Source organism: Polaribacter sp. Hel_I_88 (assembly GCF_000687935.1).
Classification (GTDB): domain Bacteria; phylum Bacteroidota; class Bacteroidia; order Flavobacteriales; family Flavobacteriaceae; genus Polaribacter.
In genome coordinates this window covers 301262-322009 of sequence record NZ_JHZZ01000001.1, presented here as the reverse complement: position 1 = coordinate 322009, position 20748 = coordinate 301262, and the positions used below count along the sequence as shown (strand labels likewise).

The 20748-nt window shown below is 29.0% G+C and carries 15 protein-coding genes and 1 other RNA gene; 13 read left to right on the top strand and 3 right to left on the bottom strand.

Annotated elements, in window-relative coordinates; all coding sequences use genetic code 11:
- The first annotated feature begins 41 nt into the window (after nucleotides 1-41).
- The 4 genes from P161_RS0101420 to P161_RS0101405 all read left to right on the top strand — a co-directional run bounded on the left by P161_RS0101420 (nucleotide 42) and on the right by P161_RS0101405 (nucleotide 3474).
- Nucleotides 42-728: a cell division ATP-binding protein FtsE gene (locus P161_RS0101420; RefSeq protein WP_026775310.1), complete on the top strand. Its 687-nt coding sequence runs from the start codon at nucleotides 42-44 to the stop codon at nucleotides 726-728.
- Between the two features lie 85 nt (nucleotides 729-813).
- Nucleotides 814-1911: a glycosyltransferase gene (locus P161_RS0101415; RefSeq protein ID WP_026775309.1), complete on the top strand. Its 1098-nt coding sequence runs from the start codon at nucleotides 814-816 to the stop codon at nucleotides 1909-1911.
- Nucleotides 1908-2669, top strand: coding sequence for a glycosyltransferase (locus P161_RS0101410; protein ID WP_368086215.1), 762 nt, complete (start codon nucleotides 1908-1910; stop codon nucleotides 2667-2669). Before P161_RS0101415 ends, P161_RS0101410 begins: the two co-directional genes overlap by 4 nt.
- On the top strand, nucleotides 2659-3474 hold the full coding sequence (locus P161_RS0101405) for a 2OG-Fe(II) oxygenase (protein WP_197026314.1): 816 nt from the start codon (nucleotides 2659-2661) through the stop codon (nucleotides 3472-3474). Before P161_RS0101410 ends, P161_RS0101405 begins: the two co-directional genes overlap by 11 nt.
- Before the next feature lie 139 nt (nucleotides 3475-3613).
- Here P161_RS0101405 and P161_RS0101400 read toward each other — a convergent pair whose 3' ends face one another.
- Both P161_RS0101400 and P161_RS0101395 read right to left on the bottom strand, forming a co-directional pair.
- Nucleotides 3614-4960 carry a PAS domain-containing sensor histidine kinase gene (locus P161_RS0101400; RefSeq protein WP_026775306.1) on the bottom strand — a complete coding sequence of 449 codons (1347 nt, stop codon included), beginning with the start codon at nucleotides 4958-4960 and terminating at the stop codon, nucleotides 3614-3616.
- On the bottom strand, nucleotides 4950-6287 hold the full coding sequence (locus P161_RS0101395) for a sigma-54 dependent transcriptional regulator (RefSeq protein WP_026775305.1): 1338 nt from the start codon (nucleotides 6285-6287) through the stop codon (nucleotides 4950-4952). The genes P161_RS0101400 and P161_RS0101395 overlap by 11 nt, the downstream gene beginning before the upstream one ends.
- 388 nt (nucleotides 6288-6675) lie before the next feature.
- On the opposite strand from P161_RS0101395, the gene P161_RS0101390 reads away from it, so the two are divergent.
- From P161_RS0101390 to P161_RS0101360, 7 genes are all read left to right on the top strand, one after another.
- Nucleotides 6676-7926 carry an efflux RND transporter periplasmic adaptor subunit gene (locus P161_RS0101390; RefSeq protein WP_026775304.1) on the top strand — a complete coding sequence of 417 codons (1251 nt, stop codon included), beginning with the start codon at nucleotides 6676-6678 and terminating at the stop codon, nucleotides 7924-7926.
- Nucleotides 7927-8135: 209 nt separating this feature from the next.
- The gene (locus tag P161_RS0101385) at nucleotides 8136-8813 is read left to right on the top strand and encodes an ABC transporter ATP-binding protein (RefSeq protein WP_026775303.1); all 678 of its coding nucleotides are present in this window, start codon (nucleotides 8136-8138) and stop codon (nucleotides 8811-8813) included.
- Nucleotides 8814-8905: 92 nt separating this feature from the next.
- Nucleotides 8906-11311 carry an FtsX-like permease family protein gene (locus P161_RS0101380; RefSeq protein WP_368086199.1) on the top strand — a complete coding sequence of 802 codons (2406 nt, stop codon included), beginning with the start codon at nucleotides 8906-8908 and terminating at the stop codon, nucleotides 11309-11311.
- A gap of 28 nt (nucleotides 11312-11339) precedes the next feature.
- Entirely contained in the window at nucleotides 11340-13739 is a 2400-nt protein-coding gene (locus P161_RS0101375) for an FtsX-like permease family protein (protein WP_026775301.1), read from the top strand.
- A 3-nt stretch (nucleotides 13740-13742) separates the two neighbouring features.
- Nucleotides 13743-16163, top strand: coding sequence for an ABC transporter permease (locus P161_RS0101370; protein WP_026775300.1), 2421 nt, complete (start codon nucleotides 13743-13745; stop codon nucleotides 16161-16163).
- Between the two features lie 3 nt (nucleotides 16164-16166).
- Complete coding sequence (locus P161_RS0101365; RefSeq protein WP_051605631.1) at nucleotides 16167-16853, top strand: ABC transporter ATP-binding protein; 687 nt, start codon at nucleotides 16167-16169, stop codon at nucleotides 16851-16853.
- A gap of 2 nt (nucleotides 16854-16855) precedes the next feature.
- Nucleotides 16856-18280, top strand: a complete 1425-nt coding sequence (locus P161_RS0101360) for a TolC family protein (protein WP_026775298.1) — start codon at nucleotides 16856-16858, stop codon at nucleotides 18278-18280.
- 61 nt (nucleotides 18281-18341) lie between these two features.
- Here P161_RS0101360 and ssrA read toward each other — a convergent pair.
- Nucleotides 18342-18733, bottom strand: a transfer-messenger RNA (tmRNA) gene (ssrA, locus tag P161_RS19270).
- Nucleotides 18734-19068: 335 nt separating this feature from the next.
- Between ssrA and P161_RS0101355 the strand changes: the two genes are divergently transcribed.
- Complete coding sequence (locus tag P161_RS0101355) at nucleotides 19069-19281, top strand: DUF2945 domain-containing protein (protein WP_026775297.1); 213 nt, start codon at nucleotides 19069-19071, stop codon at nucleotides 19279-19281.
- A 242-nt stretch (nucleotides 19282-19523) separates the two neighbouring features.
- Nucleotides 19524-20729, top strand: a complete 1206-nt coding sequence (locus P161_RS0101350) for an NAD(P)-dependent oxidoreductase (RefSeq protein ID WP_026775296.1) — start codon at nucleotides 19524-19526, stop codon at nucleotides 20727-20729.
- Nucleotides 20730-20748: the final 19 nt, after the last annotated feature.

Below are 20748 nucleotides of genomic sequence, written 5' to 3'. Positions count from 1 at the left end.
AATCATTAGAAACTAATAAGTTTGTATAAACTACTAATTTTATGGACAAACCAGTTTTACATTTAGAGAATGCAGCCATTTATCAAAGAGAAAATTTGGTAATATCTAAAGTTAATTTAACCATTAACAAAGGAGATTTTTATTATTTGATAGGTAAAACAGGTAGTGGAAAAAGTAGTTTAATGAAAACACTTTATGGCGATTTAAAACTGCAAGAAGGTATTGGCTCTATTGTAGATTTTGATTTAAAAAATCTAAAAGAGAAAGAAATTCCTTACTTGAGAAGAAAAATAGGCATCGTTTTTCAAGATTTTAAATTGTTAAGTGATAGAACCGTTTTTGGAAATTTAGAGTTTGTTTTAAAAGCTACAGGTTGGAAAAATAAAGACGAGATTAAAGCAAAAATTAATGAAGTTTTAGAGAAAGTTGGGATGCAGTCTCAACATTACAAAAACACATTCGAACTTTCTGGAGGAGAACAGCAAAGAGTTGCTATTGCAAGGGCTTTGTTAAACGATCCAGAATTAATTTTGGCAGACGAACCTACAGGAAATTTAGATCCAAAAACTTCTTTGGAAGTTATGGAACTTTTAAATAAAATTCATAAAAGTGGTAAAACCATTTTAATGGCAACACATGATTATCAATTAATTGTAAAGTATAAACACGCAACTTTAAAAGTAGAAGCAGGGGAGTTGTTTGAAGTTGTGCAGCAGGCTACAGTTTAATAAGGAAGTAATAATGAGACACGAATTTTTTAGTGTAATTTGTGAAATACGTGTCTTACATAAGATATAATTTTAGGTATCAAAATTGATAAAAAAGAAAATTTTTGTTGCAGTTACAAATGATATTTCAACCGATTATCGAGTGCATAAAATTTGCAGTTATTTAATTGATAAAAATTTTGAAATTGATGTGTATGGTAGAATTTTACCAAATACAATTTCTGTAAAACGTGCGTATAAAATAATCAGGAAAAAGCATTTTTTTAACAACGAAGTTTGGTTTTATGCTGAGTTTAATATTCGTTTATTTTTCCATTTACTTTTAAAAAAATACGATTATATTTTAGCAAATGATTTAGATACGTTGCCAGCTTGTTTTTTTATCAGTAAGCTAAAAAATATAACATTGGTGTATGATAGTCACGAACTTTTTTCTGAAGGTCCAGAATTGCAAGGAAGAAAATTTGTACAAGGTTTTTGGAGAAAATTAGAAGATTTTTTCCTGCCAAAAGTTCAAAATTCGTATACAGTTAGTCAATCTATTGCAGAGTTTTATAGTGCAAAATATCAAAATAACATGGGTCTGATTCGAAACATTCCTTTAAAAAAAGATATTTTAGAAGTTGATGAGGTTAGTTTCCCAACAAAAAATAGAACCATTTTATACCAAGGAGTTTTAAATCCTGGGAGAGGTTTAGAACCGATGATAAAAGCTTTGCATTTTATTGATAATTTAGATTTGATAATCATTGGTTATGGGAAAGTAAAAGCAGAATTAAGAGCTTTAGTTGCTGAACAGCAAATGCAAGATAGAGTTCATTTTTTAGGGAGAATTAAAAGAGAAAAATTATTCAATTATACAAAACTAGCAACTTTAGGAATGGTTTTAGAAGAACCTTTAGGATTGAGCTTTAAATATTCTTTGCCTAATAAATTGTTTGATTATATTCATGCAGAAATACCAATTATTGCTGGGAATATGCCAGAAATTTCAAGAATTATAAATGAATATAAAGTAGGTGTTTTGGTGGATGATTATCAACCAGAAAATATTGCAAAAAGCATTAATAACCTTTTAAATGATAAGGTTTTATTAGCTGAAATAAAGCAAAATCAACAGAAAGCAAAAGAAGTTTTGTGTTGGGAAATTGAACGTAAAAAGTTAGACAATTATTTTAAATAAATATTTTTATCGAACCAAAAATATCCATAATAATTCCTGTTTTAAACAATCTTAAAGGATTGCAAAAAACAATTCATAGCATTAAAGTTCAAAACTTTAAAGATTTTGAAGTTTGGATTGTTGATGGAGGTTCTGCTATTGAAACTCAAGATTATCTAAATACGTTGGAAAAGCCATTTTTCTATCAATCTAGAGTCGATAAAGGAATTTATGATGCCATGAATAAGGGTATTTCTTTGGCAAAAGGTGAGTGGCTTTATTTTTTAGGAACTGGCGATTTTTTTAATAACGAAACTGTTTTGCAAGAAGTTTCTAAGTATTTATCAAATAATACATATTCCATAATTTCAGGATCTATTGTTTATCAAGGCAATAAAAAACCCTTTGTATACAGTAAAAGTAAAATGACTAAAACGCCTTTTTGGTCTTTTTCTATGTGGATTAGAAACGGATTGCATCATCAAGGAACATTTTATAAAAAAGTACTCTTTAAAGACATCAAATATCCTTTAAAATATAAAATTTTATCAGATTATTGGTTGAATTTATATTTGTACAAAAGCACTATTTCCTGTAAAATAATTAACACAATCATTGCAAACTGCAATTCAGATGGAGTTTCTAAAGCAGGTAGTTGGAAAATCTATAAAGAAGAAATTGATTTAAAAACTGACCTAAGTTCGGTGTTGTTTAGCCCTTTTTTTTATAGTATTGCATATATAAAGTTTTTATCAAGAAAAACAATAAATGATACATAGAAAAGAAATAGCTACTTTAATTTCCGATAAATTAACCAAAGAAAAAGAAACTTTAAAAGCACAGTTTTTAAAGTCGGAAAAAGAAATTGGTTTTTTTTATGTTGATGAACTTTTACCTGAAAGTTTAGTGCTTGATATTTACAAGAGCTTTCCAAAATTATCGCAAACTAAGCAACGAAAAAATATCAGAGAATTTAAGTATATAGCCTATCAAATGGATAAGTATAACGCACTTTTAGAAGAGGTTATTTATGCTTTTCAAGATGTCAAAGTTGTACAATTAGTCTCAGAAATTTGTGGAATTGAAAGCTTAATTCCAGATGAAAACTTGTATGCAGGAGGTTTATCTTTAATGGCAAAAGATAATTATTTAAGTCCGCATTTAGACAATTCTCATGATAAAGATAGGCATCTTTGGCGCGTTTTGAATTTGTTGTTTTATGTGACACCAAATTGGGAATTAGACAATGGTGGTAACTTAGAATTATGGAATAATGGTTTAAAAAATGAACCTATTGTAGTTCAAAGTAAATGTAACAGATTGGTTGTTATGGCCACTCATGACAAATCTTGGCATTCTGTAAATAAAGTTTTAAAAGATGATGTAAGGCGTTGTGTTTCTAATTATTATTTTTCAGAAAAATCTTTATTACAAGATGATAATTTTCATGTAACTACGTTTAGAGGAAGACCTTCACAAAAAGTTAAAGATATTTTTTTTCGATTAGATAATAATTTAAGAACAGCTGTTCGTAAAGTTTTTGAAAAAGGAATTAGAGAAAATCCTCATCAATATAAAAAATAAAAAACCCACTCCTCAATGAGAAGTGGGAAATTGCTATGAAAAAGAAGGATAAGATAAAATCTTACCCTTTATCTAAGACGTAATTATGTTTAAAAAATTGCACGCAAATTACTATTTAACAAGTATTTAACAAATACAGCTAAAAGGTAAGTGTAAAAACAGTACCTTCATTTTCGATACTATTTACTAAAATTTTGCCTTTGTGTAACAACATAATTTGTTTGCAAAGACTTAAGCCAATACCACTTCCTGTAGATTTGCTTGTAAAGAATGGCACAAAAATATTCTCCATAATTTCTTTCGGAATTCCTGCACCATTATCAAAAACTTTAATAACAATTGCTCTGTTTTGTGTTTGAGAAGCTTCAACTTTAATAAGTGGATTTTCTTTTTGTTGACAAGCATCTTTTGCATTTAAAATCAAATTAATGATAACTTGTTCTATTAAATGAACATCAATATCCAATTGTAATCTTTTAGAAGATATAGAAAATTCAATAGCAATATTTTTTGCTTTGATTGATGGAGCCATTAATAATTCAATATTCTTAAAAAGTTCAGAAACTTGTACTTTTTGTAAGTTTAAATGGGTTACTTTGCTTAAACTTCTGTAGGTTTTTGCAAATTTTAATAAACCTTGACTTCTATTTTTAATCGTTTTTATGCCTGCGTTTAAGTCTTCAATTTCCAAAGAATTTTCTTGTGGATTTTCTAAACTCAATTCAATATTTCTTTGTAAAGTATCTGCTAAAGAAGAAATTGGCGCAATCGAATTCATTATTTCATGCGTCATTACACTCAATAATTTTTTCCAGGCTTCAGACTCATTTTTGTTTAAAGTACTATCAATATTTTGTAGGATAACCAATTTAAAAGAATCTTCTTTAATTTGAAAAATAGTATCAGAAATTAAAACTTTTAACTGCTCATTTTGGAGCGCAATTGTAATAGAATTTGGTTCTCTATTATAGGTTTCAAAAATAATAGTATACAATTCTGGTTTTCTGTTTTCTACAAAACGAATGTTTTTAAATGAAGGAAAATCAATAATTTCTTTAAATGTATCATTCAACCATAATACGTCTCCTGTTTCAATATTATAGGCAATAATACCAACATCAATCATTTCTAAAATTTTCTGAAGATAAATGTATTGCGTTTCGTTTTGAACGTTAATTTCTTTGATAGTTCTGTTTACTTCATTAAAACCTGTGTATAAAAATCGAATATCTTTTGGCCCACGATCTTCTGGAAACCATCTTGAAAAATCACGGTATTTTACAGCCTCAAAAAAGTCATCAATGGCTGCAAAACGTCTTTTTATAAAGGTGTATAAATTTTGAATACTACACAATATTGCAAAACTTATAAGCACAATGTATAAAATATCTTCTTTTTTTACAATAACGTAAATCAAACCTAAAATTAGGCAAATCAACATAAAATTCCGAAGGAAGAGTTTTAAAATGTAACTTTTATAATTCATATTTCTCCAATCTTCTGTACAAAGCTGCTCTTGTAATCCCCAATTCTTTTGCCGATTTTGATATATTTCCTTTGTATTTTTCTAACACAGTAAGGATGGTGTTTTTTTCAACATCATCTAAATTTAAAGTTTTTGGAATATTGGTTTCAACAGTTCTTTCTATAGATGAAAAAACCAAATCCTCTGCTTTTAAAACGTTGCCATCAGTCATAATAACAGCTCTTTCTAAAATGTATTGCAACTCCCTAACATTACCTGGAAAGTTGTGGTTTTTTAGTTTTTTTATAAAACTTGCATCAAATTCAAAAGTGGTTTTATTGTATTTTTCTTCGTATAAATTCAAAAAATATTTTGCTAATAAAATAATATCAGTTTCTCTTTTGCGAAGAGGTGGCACAGTAATATCTAACGTGTTAATCCTGTAGATTAAATCTTTTCTAAACTTCTTTTCATCAGCTAAAACATTTGGGTTTTCATTGGTGGCACAAATCAAACGAATATCAATATTAATTGGTGTATTAGTACCTAAAGGAGTAACTTGTCTATTTTGCAAAATCGTTAACAAACGCACTTGCTGACTCAAAGAAATATTGCCAATTTCATCTAAAAAAAGTGTTCCACCATTTGCTGCTTCAAAACGTCCTTTTCTGTCTTCATTCGCGCCAGTAAAAGCCCCTTTTTTGTAACCAAATAATTCACTTTCAAACAAAGTTGCTGTTAAAGAGCCCACATCAACTTTTATAAATGGTTTGTTATTTCTGTTGGAGTTTTCGTGTAAAGCTCTTGCAATTAAATCTTTTCCTGTTCCGTTTTCGCCTAAAATTAAAACATTAGCATCTGTTGGCCCAACTTTTTTTATTTTTAGAAAAACATCTTGCATTATTGCACTTTCGCCAATTATAGGAATGTTATTTGACGAAAAATTAGCGTTTGTTTTCTTTTCTGATTTTAAAATGGAAGTAATTGTATTGATAATCTTTTCATTTTTCCAAGGTTTTATTAAAAAATCTGCTGCCCCTTCTTTTAAACCTCTAATAGCCAAATCTATATCTGCATAAGCAGTCATTAAAACCACAGCAATATTTGGGTTGAATTTTTTTATTGTATTCAGCCAGAATATACCTTCATTGCCTGTATTTACAAGTCCGTTAAAATTCATATCCAAAATTATTAAATCGAACTTTTTACTCTCAATTTGAAAATTAATGGCATTTGGATTTTTCTCAACTACAATTTGGCTAACTAAAGGTTTTAGCAAAAGACGAATTGCTGTCAAAACATCAACATCATCATCGATTACTAAAATTTTTGCATTTTTTAAAACCATAGTTACAATATTACAATAATATCTTTCAATTATAAAAGTGATGGGAAAAAATTAAGACACGGATTTTACGAATTACACAGATTTTTTTAAACAAAAAGATTAGACACAGATTACACAGATTTATAGAAAATAAAATCAATAAGACACGAATTTTATGGATTTTACAAACTAAAAAATCTTTAGTTTTTTTATCATTTTATGCTTGAAAAACAGTGAAATCCGTGTCAAAAAAAATCTGTTCATCTGTTTAATCTGTACCAAAAACGAACAGAAGTGTATCAAAAACGAACACTTTAATTTTTGTTTATTTTTTTAAAGTACTGATAATTAAATAGTTTATCCTTTGGCATAATCTTGACTGTATAGAAAAGGAAATAAAAAGGTAAAAATGGATATCAAAATAGAAAAAAAGAAATTTTCTACAGCAATATTACTTAAAATTGGTGGAATTGCACTTCTTTTAATGTTGATTATTTATGTGATATATGCAACTTCTGGAGGCGCAAAATTGTCTGTTGATAAAGAACGAATTGCAATTAATACTGTAAAAAAGGGTGTTTTTCAAGAAAATATTCCGGTAAGTGGAATAGTTTTACCCATAACAACCATTTATTTAGATGCTGTTGAAGGTGGAAGAGTGGAAGAAAAATTTGTAGAAGATGGCGCAATTATGAAAAAAGGCGAGCCAATTTTAAAATTAGCAAATACAGATTTGGAGTTGAGTTTAATCAACCAAGAAACTTCTGTGTATAATTTGTTAACACAAATGCAAATTTCTCAAAATGCTGCAAGACAAAATACCATTAATAGACTGAATCAATTTACAGACGTAGAAAATACTTTGATTGAAGCCAAACGTTTGTATGATTTAAACTCAAAATTGTACGAAAAAGGTGCCATTGGCAGACAAGATTATGAGTCTTCTCTAAACAATTTCAACTACCAAAAACAAAGAATGAAGCTGACGAATGAAATTTTGCAAGAAGATTCTATTGCTACAAAACAAGAAATTGAACAAGCTAATAATTCGTATCAAAGAACACAAAGTGCGTTAAAATTAATGCGTAAAAAAGTGGAAGATTTAGTGGTGAGAGCTCCAATTGATGGGCAATTAACGTCTTTAGATGCAGAAATTGGTCAATCTAAAAACAAAGGAGAACGTTTAGGTCAAATTGATGTTTTAACAGGTTATAAAGTGAGAGTTGATATTGATCAGCATTATATTTCTAGAATTTACACAGGTCAAAAAGGGACAGTAAATTTAAACAACAAAGATTTCACTTTAGTGATAAAAAAGATTTTTACACAAGTAACCAATGGACGTTTTCAAGTTGATATGGTTTTTGAAAATGAAGTTCCTAAAGGAATTAGAAGAGGTCAGAATCTACAAATTAGAGTGGCATTAAGTGCAGAAAAAGAAGCAATGTTAATTCCTGTTGGTAGTTTTTTCCAAAAAACGGGTGGAAATTGGATTTTTAAATTAAGTGAAGATGGTTCATCAGCTTATAAAGTAGAAATTCAATTAGGAAGTCAGAATACAGAATATTACGAAGTTATTAGTGGCTTAAATGTAGGCGATAAAGTGATTACTTCCAGCTACGATTCATTTAACGAAATTGAACAGATTGTTTTAAAATAGACGTTAGTCGTTAGATCTTAGAAGAGAGAAAAGAGAGTTTAGAAAATAGATAAAAGAGGATAGAGAATAGAAAAGAGACAAGATTAAAAATGAAACAAGAAACAAGAGAAAATAGATTACAGAATAAAGATTATAGAAAATAGAGTAGATACAAGAAACAAGATAAAAACTTTGCGTCTTTGCGAGAACATAAAATAAAGCCAAAAAAAATGATAGAAATTAAAGATTTAGAGAAATATTATAAAACAGAAGAAGTACAAACCATTGCTTTAAACAAATTGTCTTTTGAAGTGAAAAAAGGAGAATTTGTGGCAATAATGGGGCCTTCAGGTTGTGGAAAATCGACCTTATTAAACATTTTAGGATTGTTAGATGATCCTGATGCTGGTAGTTTTAAATTTAATGGAGAAGAAGTAGCTGGTTATAATGAAAGAAAACGTGCGCAATTAAGAAAACATAATGTTGGGTTTGTGTTTCAAAGTTTTAATTTGATTGATGAATTAACGGTTTTTGAAAATGTAGAGTTGCCATTAATTTACACAGGTGTAAAATCTTCAGAAAGAAAAAAACGTGTGGAAGAAGTGTTAGAAAAAATGCAAATTATGCACAGACGTAATCATTTTCCTCAACAATTATCTGGTGGTCAGCAACAAAGAGTTGCAGTTGCAAGAGCTGTTGTAAATAATCCAAAATTGATTTTAGCAGATGAACCAACAGGAAATTTAGACAGTGCAAATGGTAATGAAGTGATGGATTTGTTAATCGATTTAAACGAAGCTGGCACTACAATTATTATGGTTACACACAGTGAACACGATGCGAAATATAGCCATAGAATTATTAGAATGTTAGATGGACAAAAAGTAACCGAAAATATTTTGGTGTAATAAAATTATTTTAGTTATAAACCAATAATCAGAACCAAAAAAATCAAAAGGAAATGTTTAAAAATTATATAAAAATAGCTTTCAGAAATATTTTGAAAAACAAAGTATTTTCATTTATCAATATTATTGGATTGACCATTGGTTTTAGTGCTTCTTTTGTGATTGGTTTAATGGTGTATTACGAATATACGTTCGATAATTTTCATAAAGATGGAGATAAAATTTACAGAATTGTTACTGATTTTAAAACGCAAGATGGAAATTTTTCTAATTCCGGAGTTACATTGGCTTTAAAAGGTGCAATACAAGAGAATACTAATTTTGATGTTATAAGCGAGTTTTATGTTGAAAGACCAATGAAGGTTGAAAATAGAACTAAAAATTTAACCTTTAAATTACCAGAATTTGTGGTTTATGCTGATGAAGATTATTTTAAAATTTTTAATTATAAATTTATAGCAGGTGATGAAAATAATACTTTACAAAACCCTAATGAAGTAATTTTAACAGAAAGACGTGCTTCAAAATATTTCCCTAATACAAACGTATCAGAAATAATAGGTAAAACTTTAATTTACAATGATTCTATAAATGCAAAAGTTACTGGAATTGTAGAGAACTTCAAAGGCAGGTCAGATTTTGTTTTTCAAGAATTTATTTCTCATTCAACCGTTTTACAAACAAGACTTCGTAGCAATTTTTTAAATAAAAATTGGAGAAATACAAATTCTAATTCGCAATTATTTGTAAAATTAAATACCAACTCAAAAAAAGAATCAATTAATAATACTTTAAAACTAATTGCTAAAGAACATAGAGATGAAGATGATATAAAATATGGAGAAGAACGCATATTCTCATTACAACCATTAGCAGATTTACACTTTAATGATAATTATGGTTTATACGATTGGTCTGAAGGAAGAGCAAGTAAACCACTTTTAAAAAATTTAATTTTTGTTGCCATATTTTTATTGCTGTTAGGCTGCATTAATTTTATCAATTTAAATACGGCTCAAGCTGCACAACGTGCCAAAGAAATAGGAATCAGAAAAACGTTAGGAAGTTCTAGAAAACAATTAATTGGTCAGTTTATGGGCGAAACATTTTTGCTAGTCTTAACATCTTCAATTTTATCAATAGCACTTTCTAAATGGTTAATAAATGTATTTTCAGATTTTGTGCCTGCAGGTTTAAGTTTTCAATTATTTACTGTACCAATTGTTGTTATAGGAATTGTTTTACTATTAATAGTAGTTACTTTTTTATCAGGATTTTATCCAGCAATGGTTTTGTCAAAATTTAATACAACTGCTGTTTTAAAAAATCATTTAGGAGTTGGAGATAGTAAAGTTAAGTTAAGAAAATTTTTAACAGTATTTCAGTTTACAATAGCACAGGTTTTTATTATTGCTACACTTTTGGTAGGGAAACAAATTAATTTTTTACTGAATAAGGATATGGGTTTCAAAAAAGATGCAATTGTTTCTGTGTATAAACCGCTTGAAGAAGATAGTTTCGATAAAATTAAATTGTATAAAGAGCAGTTATCATCAATTCCAGCTATTAAAAGTATTAGTCTTGGTGGTCATCCACCAGCATCAACAAGTATTAATTCAACTGATATGAATAGAATGGTAGATGGCAAAGAAGTGTATGGAGAAATTCAATTTATGTCAGGTGATACCCAATTTTTAGAATTATTTGAAATTGAATTATTAGCGGGTCGTGTACAAAGAAATGATACCGTAAAAGAACTGGTAATAAATGAAGCTGCAAGAAAATTTTACAAGTTTAAATCTCCACAAGATGCAATAGGACAAACCTTGGTTTATGATGAAGAAAACTTACAAATAGTTGGAGTTATGAAAGATTTTCATCAACGATCATTAAGATCTGATATTAAACCTATGGCTTTTCGTGGAGATTGGTTTAGATCATTATGGTCTAATTTTCAAGCAGCACATATTTCTTTACAAAGTAATTCCTCTGAAAATCTAAAAAATAGTCTTGCAAAAATTAAAAATGTGTATAAAGAGGTATATCCAGATACAAATATGAGACTTGAGTTTTTAGATGAAACCATTGCAAAATTTTACAATAGAGAACAAAAAGTTTCTAAACTGCTAAACTGGGCAACAGGTTTATCTATTTTAATCAGTTGTTTAGGGCTATTAGGTTTGGTAATTTATTCCACAAATAGACGTGTAAAAGAAATTGGGGTTCGTAAAGTTTTGGGGGCTTCTTTATGGCAAATTAATACAATTCTATGTAAGGAGTTTTTAATTTTAGTAGCCATTGCTTTTGCAATTGCAGCACCAATTGCTTGGTATGGAACATACAATTGGCTTCAAAATTTTGCTTATAAAACCAGTATTAGTTTTTGGGTTTTTGTGGTGAGTGCTTTTGCAATGATTTTGTTTGCTTTAATTATTATAAGTGCAAAAACATTGCAAGCAGCTAATGCAAATCCTGTAAATTCTTTACGATCAGAATAAAAAATCAGCAATCAAAAAAAGAAAAATTATGTTTAAAAATTATTTAAAAATAGCGCTTAGAAACTTAATTAAGAACAAAGTATATTCTTTGATTAATATTACTGGTTTAGCGATTGGAATTACAGCAACCATACTCATTGGATTGTGGATTAATGATGAACTAAATTTCAATGATCATTTTGAAAATTACGATACAATTGCACAGGTATTGCAAACCGAAACGTATAATGAAAATACAGAAACATCTGAAGCAATTCCAAGGCCTTTAGAATTTGCCATCAGAAAAGAATATGAAGACAATTTTAAACATTTGGTAATGTCTTCTTGGACGCAAACCAGGTATTTAAAATATGGGGAAATCAATATAAATTTTCAAGGAAATTTTATGCAAAAAGGTGCTCCAGATATGTTGAGTTTACAAATTATTGCAGGAGTAAAAAACGGAATTGATGATCAAAAATCGATTATGATTGCTGAATCTACTGCTAAAGCCTTGTTTAAAGATGAAAACCCAATTGGCAAAATTGTAAGAGTAAATAATACAGACGATTTATCTGTAAGTGCTGTTTATAAAAACATTGCCAAAAATAATAGTTTTTCTGATTTAGATTTTATTGCTTCTTGGAATCATTATGTGGCTATAAGACCTTGGGTACAAAATGCAAAAACAAATTGGGGAAATAACTCTTTTCAACTTTTTGCGCAAATTAACGAAAACACAACAATGGCTAATGTTTCAGCAAAAATCATTAATCTTAAAAAAATAGCATCTCCAGAAGAAGCAGAATTTAATCCACAGATATTTTTATTCCCAATGAAAGATTGGTATTTGCGTAATAAATTTGAGGATGGGAAGCAAGTTGGTGGAAGAATTGAAAACGTTTGGTTATTTGGAATTATTGGTGCTTTTATATTGTTATTAGCTTGTATTAATTTTGTAAATTTAAGTACAGCAAGATCAGAAAAAAGAGCCATTGAAGTAGGAATCCGTAAATCTATCGGCTCAAAAAGAAGTCAATTAATTGCGCAATTTTTAAGTGAATCTTTTTTAATTGTAGTACTATCATTTGTACTATCAATTGGGTTGGTTTTGTTATTTTTAAATGGTTTTAATGATTTAGCAAGTAAAGAAATACTATTTCCTTGGTTAGATTTTGAATTTTGGTTCGTTTCTTTAATTTTTATTGTGATTACTTCTTTTTTAGCAGGCAGTTATCCTGCTTTATATTTGTCATCTTTTAATCCTGTAACTGTTTTAAAAGGCACTTTTAAAACAGGAAAATATGCAGCTTTGCCAAGAAAAATATTAGTAGTTACACAATTTACAGTTTCTGTAGCCTTAATTATTGGAACTATGATTGTGATGAACCAAATTGATTTTGCAAAAAACAGACCAACAGGTTATGATAAAGAAGGTTTGATCCAAATTCCTGTTATGTCATCAGAATTTATTGGGAAAAAAGATTTGATGCGTAACCAATTTATAAATTCTGGAGCTGTTACAGAAATGGCAGGCACCAGTAGCCCTATGACAGATATTTGGTCTAATTACAGTGGTTTTACTTGGGATGGAAAACAACCTGGTTTTCAAGAAGAATTTACGCATACTGCTGTTTCTTATGAGTTTGTAGAAACGTTAGGCTTAAAAATTATTAAGGGAAGAGGTTTTTCGCGTGAATTTCCATCAGATTCTACTGCTGTAATTTTAAATAAATCTGCTGTTACTTATATGGGTTTAGAAAATCCGATAGGTAAATATATGAGAGATTCTGATACAGAAGATCCAAATGAGCCATTAAAAATTATCGGTATTATTGATGATATTTTGGTGCAATCTCCTTATTCGCCTGTAAAACCATCCATGTATGTTTTTGATAAAAATAGTTCTGAAAGTTATTATAATTTAAGAATGAATCCAAGTAAGAGCGTTGCTGATAATTTAGCGATTATAGAAAGTACTTTTAAAGCAAATTTTCCAAATATTCCTTTTGATTATCAATTTGTTGATGAACAATATGGACAAAAATTCAGATCTGAAGAACGTATTGCAAACCTCTCTAAAGTATTTACATTATTGGCAATTTTTATCAGCTGTTTGGGCTTATTTGGTTTGGCATCTTTTGTGGCAGAACAACGCACAAAAGAAATTGGCGTTCGTAAAACGTTAGGTGCTTCTGTAAGTCAACTATGGATGTTATTGTCTAAAGACTTCTTAAAATTAGTTACTATTTCATTAATTATAGGTTCGCCAATTGCGTATTTTATGATGAGTGAATGGCTCGAAAAATTTACCTACAGAACTAATATTTCTTGGACAGTTTTTGTAGTAGCATCATCAGGATCTTTATTAATTACCTTAATTACTGTTAGTTATCAAGCAATAAAATCTGCAATTGCAAATCCTGTAGATTCTTTAAAAACAGAGTAAAATATGTTACAAAATAGTTTAAAAACAGCATTTAGAGGTTTTAAATCTCAAGCCTTTTTTACCACATTTAATTTGGTGAGTCTGGTTGCTAGCATTATGGTTATTTATATTGCGATTACCTACTTAAAATTTGAAACAAGTTTTGATAAATTTCACGAAAATTCAGATGAAATATATCGATTAGGAATTACAATGCGTTCTCAAGATTATAGTGTTGTTGGTTTTGGGAATTGGAATAATGATGATGGTAAAAATCAAGTAGCTCAAATCAATCGACTTGCTAATTTATCAAATGTAAAAGCTGCAACGCATTTTATAACTGAAACTAGTTCAGATTTTATTCGTTTTGGAGATAAAGAAATCACTATTAAAGATGTGTTGTCTACAAATACGCCAAAATCATTTACAAATATTTTTTCTTGGCATTTATCAGCTGGGACGTTTAGTGATTTTTATCAAAATAAAAATTCAGTTTTACTAACAGAATCTGTGGCAAAAAGATTGGTTTCTGGGAATAATAATTACGAGTTAATCAACAAAATAGTTGAAATTGCTGGGGTAAAATACAATGTTGCAGGTATTATAAAAGATGTTCCAAAAAACTCGCATTTCGATTTTTCTTTGGCATTGCACAAAGAAAGATTAGAATATTGGGGAAGTCACGTGTATTTGCAAGCAGAAAATGGAGTAAATCAAAAAACCATTGAAGCACAAATTAATCAAAACATTGCGACTTTAAATCCAAGGCTTGTTGGGAATTCAACGTATAAAAATCACTTTTTACAACCAATACAAGATATTCATTTAAAATCGAATATTTTGTATGAATTAAAAACACCTGGAAATATAAATTACCTTTATTTAATAAGCTTTTTTGCTTTATTTATTTTAGGAATTTGTGTTTTTAATTATTCCAATTTTACGTTAGCAATTAAAACGAAACAATCTAAAACAATCGGAATTCGTAAAGTGATTGGAGCATCAAGAGGTTCTGTAATTAGACAATTTATTTTTGAAGGAATTTTATTGGCAGTAATTGCAGTTCCTTTAGCAGTTTTGTTTTTGCCTTTAGTTGTGCCAAAATTTAACGAGTTGATGGGTGTAAAAATCCAAATGAGTTTTATAGAAAATTATGAAAGTTACTTTGCAGTTTTAATTTTGGCGGTACTAATTGGTTTGGTTTCTAGTATTTTACCAGCTTTAAATTTATCGCAAAAAAGTGCAAAAAGTTTGTTTCAAAATCGATTAAAAGAAAAAGGATACAAAGATTTTTCGGTACGTAAATATTTAGTGATTAGCCAATTTGTGATTATTATTGGAATTACTGTAATCTCTTATTTTATTCAAAGTCAAGTAGATTTTATAGCAAATAAAGATTTGGGTTTCAACAAAAACAACATTGTTTACGCCAATGTTTCTCCAGACAATTTAGAGCTTTTTCAGCAAAAATTAAAACAAATTCCAGAAGTAGAAAGGGTTGCAAATGGTTCTACTTTGGCAATTGGTACTTTTAATCAACTTACCTATAAAGTAGAAGGTATAGAAACGATTTACGATGATGCAAATCAATTGTATATGGATTATGCTGCCATACAAGTGTATGAATTAAAAACTACTTTACCAAAATCTGTTTTTGAAAATACTGATAATCAGCAGAGAAGAACAATAATCAACAGAACTGCTGCAAAAAAAATGGCAGCAATTAAAAATATATCTGAAGAAGAATTGATTGGTACAACTATTATCAGCGAGCCAGATTATACAGATGCAGAAGGAAATGTTGGGTTTCCATTTCAAATTGATGGTATTTTTGAGGACATCAATTTGTTTTCGTTAAGAGAAGAAATTAAACCTTATTTTATCATAATTTCCAATCAAGTTCGTATGAATGGCAATAGCATTATCGCTTTAAATTCAGAAAGTACAACAGCTGGTTTAGATAAAATTTATGCAGTATATGCCGAATTAAACGAACCTTATCCTTTAGAAATTGAGTTTTTAGATACTAATTACAAACAATTGCATGCACAAGATCAACAAGTTGGAAAGTTGGTTTTTATCCTAAATTTTATAGCAGTTTTTTTATCCTTATTGGGTATTATTGGAATTACGTTGCTTTTAATTGTTGGGAGAACAAAAGAAATCGGAATCCGAAAAGTTTTAGGAGCCTCAGTGGCTTCAATTCTTAAAATATCCGTTAAAGAATATCTTTTCTTTATTGTATTGGCAACTGTAATTGCTTGGCCAATATCCATAATTGTGGTTAAAAATTGGCTTTCAAATTTTGCATATCGAATCGACATTAATCATTTTGCAATATTGGCAATTTCGTTATCAGTATTAATTGTCACTTTTATTGTGGTTGGTTTAGTCTCATTAAAAACAGCCATATCAAATCCTATAGATTCTTTAAAAACAGAGTAAACAATGATGAATACATTAATAGACATACAAAAGGCTTCAAAAGTTATAAAATCTGGAGGAAACACATTTAACTTGTTAGTTAATATCGATTTAAAAATAAAGGAAGGCGAATTCATTTCCTTAATGGGCCCTTCAGGTTCAGGAAAATCGACCTTGCTAAATTGTATTGGAATGTTAGATAGTTTTACAAATGGCGATTATACTTTTTTGGGAGAATCTGTTGTAAATATGAGAGAAAGAAATCGATTAAAATTATACAAAGAATATATTGGTTTTGTCTTTCAGGCGTATCATTTAATTGATGAGTTAAACGTACAAGAAAATATAGAAACACCTTTAATTTACAAAAATGTAAAATCTTCTGAACGAAAAGCATTAGTTGCAGATATGTTAGACAGATTTAATATTGTAGGTAAAAAAGACCTGTTTCCACAGCAATTAAGTGGAGGTCAGCAACAATTAGTAGGTGTTGCAAGAGCGTTAATTAGCAGTCCAAAATTAATTTTGGCAGATGAACCCACAGGAAACTTAAACTCCAACCAAAGTAAAGAAATTATGGAGCTTTTTGCAAAATTAAACAAAGAAGGTGTTACCATAATTCAGGCAACACATTCAGAGGAAAATGCAGCTTATGGATCGCAAATTGTGCATTTATTAGATGGCAAAATTGTAAACGTTCAACAAAATTAATAATGATAAAAAGAAGTTTAATTTACGCAATTGTTTTTGGTTTTAGCTTTACTGTTTTTTGTCAAAATGAACAGGAAAAAGCATATTCGTTAGAGGAATGTATCAACATTGCTTTAGAGAATAATTTACGTTTAAAATCAACTAAAAATTCAGAAAAATCTGCCAATATAAACTACCAACAATCAAAAATGGATTTGTTACCCACTGTAAATGGGAGTTATAATTTAGGGATAAATAATGGTAGAAGTATTGATCCTTTTACAAACGATTTTATCAATCAACAATTAACCTTTTCTACTGCAAATTTAAGTTTAAATGCTACTGTTTTTAATGGTTTTAGATTGATAAATAGTTTAAAACAACAACAATTAAATACAAAAGCAGCCAATTTAGAAGTTGAACAAGAAAAGCAAAATCTTATCTTATCTGTAACTTTAGCGTATTTACAAGTAATGAATAGCAAAGATGTTTTGATTTTAAACGAACAACGTTTACTAGCTACAAACAAACAACTTAAAATTCAGAAAGATCTGTATGATTTAGGGAGAGATAATCCTGCAGATTACACAGATTTATTAGGGCAAAAAGCAGCTGATCAAACCAATATTTTAGCATCAGAAATTGCACTAAATAATGCAAAATTGAGTTTAACAGCCTTATTGAATTTAACTTCAAAAGTTAATGTAAGTTCAGATGGTTTTTTGTTTAGTTTAGATAAATACCAATTCACATCAGATCAAGTTTTTAGAGATGCTTTACAAAGTTTAGCGACTTTTAAAGCAAGAGAAATACGAGTGGAATCAGCAAAAAAAGGAGTACAAGTTGCAAAAGCACAATACATTCCAGAAATTTCTTTGTTTGCGGGTTTAAATACTAATTATTCAAGTGCAGCAGAAACGTTCACAGAAACTGGTTCAGCTATTGTTGAAACTGGAGATTTTGTAAATATCAACAATCAAAATAGTCCAGTTTTCACAAATCAAACCTTATTTAGTGCGCAGCAAATTGGCTATACAGATCAATTTGATAACAATTTAAATTCGGTAATTGGTTTTTCTGTAAATATTCCCATTTTTAATGGTTTTCAAGCAAAAAATAATGTGGCTTTAGAAAAATTACAAGTAGAAGAATCTTTAATTGCTTTGGAACAAACACAATTTGAAATTAAAAATGCTATAAAACAAGTCCATTTTGATATGCAAGCTGCTTTTCTCAGATATGAAAGTTTATCAAAACAAGTAACTGCTTTCGAGAAATCTTTTGAAATTAATGAAACTAGATTTAACAATGGAGTTTCTAATTTTTTAGCTTACATCACTAGTAAAAACAATTTAGAAAATGCAAAAATTAATCTTTCTATTGCCAAATACGATTATTTTTTAAGAGTGAAAGTTTTAGAATTTTATAGAGGATCAACTCTTAATTAAAATAAAAAAATTGATATCGTAAAAAATAAAAACCTTGTAAATGTTTGATTTACAAGGTTTTAAGTGGAGACGCCGAGAATCGAACTCGGGTCCAAACAAGCAGCTAAAAAGCTTTCTACATATTTAGTTCTTTCTTGGTTTTCGTTTAAAAGCTGATTAAGAACAATCCACTTTTAACTTAGCTTCTTTAGTTTCAAAAACCCACCAAAGCTTCAGGTTTTCTATATTTACTTTTACGATATCCAAAAGTGAAGCGCCGTAAATCAAGGCTATTCGTGGACATAAAGCTTGCTCACCTTGTGAGCCTAGGCAAATTCTACTATGATTCGAATTATGCAGCTAAAGCGTAGTTATCTTCGCCGTTTAAAAAGTTGAAATAGTTTTACAAGTGTAATTTCAATCCTTGATATGCTTACAAATCAACTGTCCTTGCTGTCAAAACCAGTCGTCCCCAAAATAAATTTTTAATTTATTTTGTTCTGAACTCGTTTCAGAACCTTTTACAAAATTCTAAAATTTTTTAGAGCAAAACAATATTATGTTTTTGGGCGTTCCCAAGCAAAAAAGCTTGGTCAGGCTTTCCGCTAAATCTTTTTAACGAAAAAGTTAAAAAGGATATCGCTTCAATCCTTAACGCGGTTTGCAAAAATACAAAAATAGTCAAGTTTACAATTTATTTAAACAATAAAATAAACGTTAAAATGCGTTTGTTTTAAAAAAAGATTTTATCGAGCAAAAGAAAATTTTAAAAATGCATTATTTTTGATAGAATCAAAAAAAATATAAAGATGATACAAAAAGGAACAAAAGTAAAATGGAACTGGGGAAATGGAACAGCAGAAGGTAAAGTGCTAGAAACTTACACAGAAAAAGTTACCAAAACCATTAAAGGGAACGAAATTACCAGAAATGGCGAAGAAGGAAACAAAGCTTTATATATTGAACAAGAAGATGGAGATAAAGTATTAAAATCAGAAAGTGAAGTAGAAAGAGTTGATTAGTTTTTTTTAGAAACAAGAAACGGTCAATTCTAATCAGGGATGTTCAGCTAGAAATGAAAAGAGAAAAAAGAAAAGTCTACATAGTTGATGCAAATAAAATTTTAAATATTTATAAAATTATTTAGAATCTATGCAAATCAGTCAAATCTGTGTCACAATTTCACGAATTTTGTTTTTTTAAAATCTAATTTTGATTTGTTATTCCCTTTAAAATAAAATATCTTCGAGCAAAATACAGAAATATGAAATTTGGCATTATAAAAGAACGCAAAACCCCACCTGATAGAAGAGTTGTTTTTTCACCTACGAAACTAAAAGAGTTTAAAACTCAATTTCCATCTGCAAAAATAGCAGTAGAAAGCTCGGATATTCGTGTTTTTTCTGATGAATCATATCAAAAAGAAGGTTTGGAAATTACCAAAATTATGGAAGATTGTGATGTGTTATTTGGCGTAAAAGAAGTACCAATAGATGCTTTAATTCCGAATAAAAAATATTTCTTTTTTAGTCATACTATCAAAAAACAACCTTATAATAGAGAATTATTAAACGCAATTTTAGATAAAAATATTCAACTTTTTGATCACGAAACCATCATTAAAGAAAATGGAGCAAGATTAATTGGTTTTGGAAGATATGCAGGAATTGTTGGTGTGTACAATGGTTTTAGAGCTATTGGTGTAACCAAAGAAACCTTTAATTTACCAAAAGCAGAAACGTTAGATAGCCAGAAAGAGTTGATTGCTGAACTAAAAAAAATCAATCTAAAAAACTTAAAAATCCTATTAACAGGAAATGGAAAAGTTGCTTACGGAGCCAAAGAAATGTTAGATGCAATGCACATCAAACAAGTTTCTGTAGATGAATATTTAAGTCAAGATTTTAAAGAACCAGTATATTGTTTGGCAGATGTGTTAGATTATAACAAACGTAAAGATGGAAAAGTAATTGACGTTTTTGATTTTTATAATCACCCAGAAAATTACGATTCGGATTTTATGCGATTTGCAAAAGTAACAGACTTTTTTATTGCAGGACACTTTTATGGAAATGGAGCACCTTATCTGTATACAAGGGAAGATGCAAAACACAAAGATTTCAATATAAAATTTGTGGCAGATATTTCTTGTGATGTAGATGGACCAGTAGCTTCTACATTAAGAGCATCCACTATTGCAGATCCAATATATGGATATCACCCAGAAAAAGAAATTGAAGTTGATTACAAAGATAAAGATGCAATAGTGGTGATGGCTGTAGATAATTTACCTTGTGAACTTCCAAAAGATGCCAGTGAAGGTTTTGGTGAAATGTTTTTAGAAAATGTAATTCCAGCTTTTTTTAATAATGATAAAGATGGAGTTTTAGAACGTGCAAAAATGACCGAAAACGGAAAATTAACAGAACGTTTTTCTTATTTACAAGATTATGTTGATGGTAAGGAATAATTTGGTAGTAGTTGAATAG

Excerpts from the sequence above, each read along its gene's own strand:
- P161_RS0101360 (WP_026775298.1), top strand. The coding sequence starts at position 16,856 with ATGATAAAAAGAAGTTTAATTTACGCAATTGTTTTTGGTTTTAGCTTT.
- P161_RS0101355 (WP_026775297.1), top strand. The coding sequence starts at position 19,069 with ATGATACAAAAAGGAACAAAAGTAAAATGGAACTGGGGAAATGGAACA.
- P161_RS0101370 (WP_026775300.1), top strand. The coding sequence starts at position 13,743 with ATGTTACAAAATAGTTTAAAAACAGCATTTAGAGGTTTTAAATCTCAA.
- P161_RS0101395 (WP_026775305.1), bottom strand. The coding sequence starts at position 6,287 with ATGGTTTTAAAAAATGCAAAAATTTTAGTAATCGATGATGATGTTGAT.
- P161_RS0101405 (WP_197026314.1), top strand. The coding sequence starts at position 2,659 with ATGATACATAGAAAAGAAATAGCTACTTTAATTTCCGATAAATTAACC.
- P161_RS0101385 (WP_026775303.1), top strand. The coding sequence starts at position 8,136 with ATGATAGAAATTAAAGATTTAGAGAAATATTATAAAACAGAAGAAGTA.
- P161_RS0101365 (WP_051605631.1), top strand. The coding sequence starts at position 16,167 with ATGATGAATACATTAATAGACATACAAAAGGCTTCAAAAGTTATAAAA.
- P161_RS0101375 (WP_026775301.1), top strand. The coding sequence starts at position 11,340 with ATGTTTAAAAATTATTTAAAAATAGCGCTTAGAAACTTAATTAAGAAC.
- P161_RS0101400 (WP_026775306.1), bottom strand. The coding sequence starts at position 4,960 with ATGAATTATAAAAGTTACATTTTAAAACTCTTCCTTCGGAATTTTATG.
- P161_RS0101390 (WP_026775304.1), top strand. The coding sequence starts at position 6,676 with ATGGATATCAAAATAGAAAAAAAGAAATTTTCTACAGCAATATTACTT.
- P161_RS0101420 (WP_026775310.1), top strand. The coding sequence starts at position 42 with ATGGACAAACCAGTTTTACATTTAGAGAATGCAGCCATTTATCAAAGA.
- P161_RS0101350 (WP_026775296.1), top strand. The coding sequence starts at position 19,524 with ATGAAATTTGGCATTATAAAAGAACGCAAAACCCCACCTGATAGAAGA.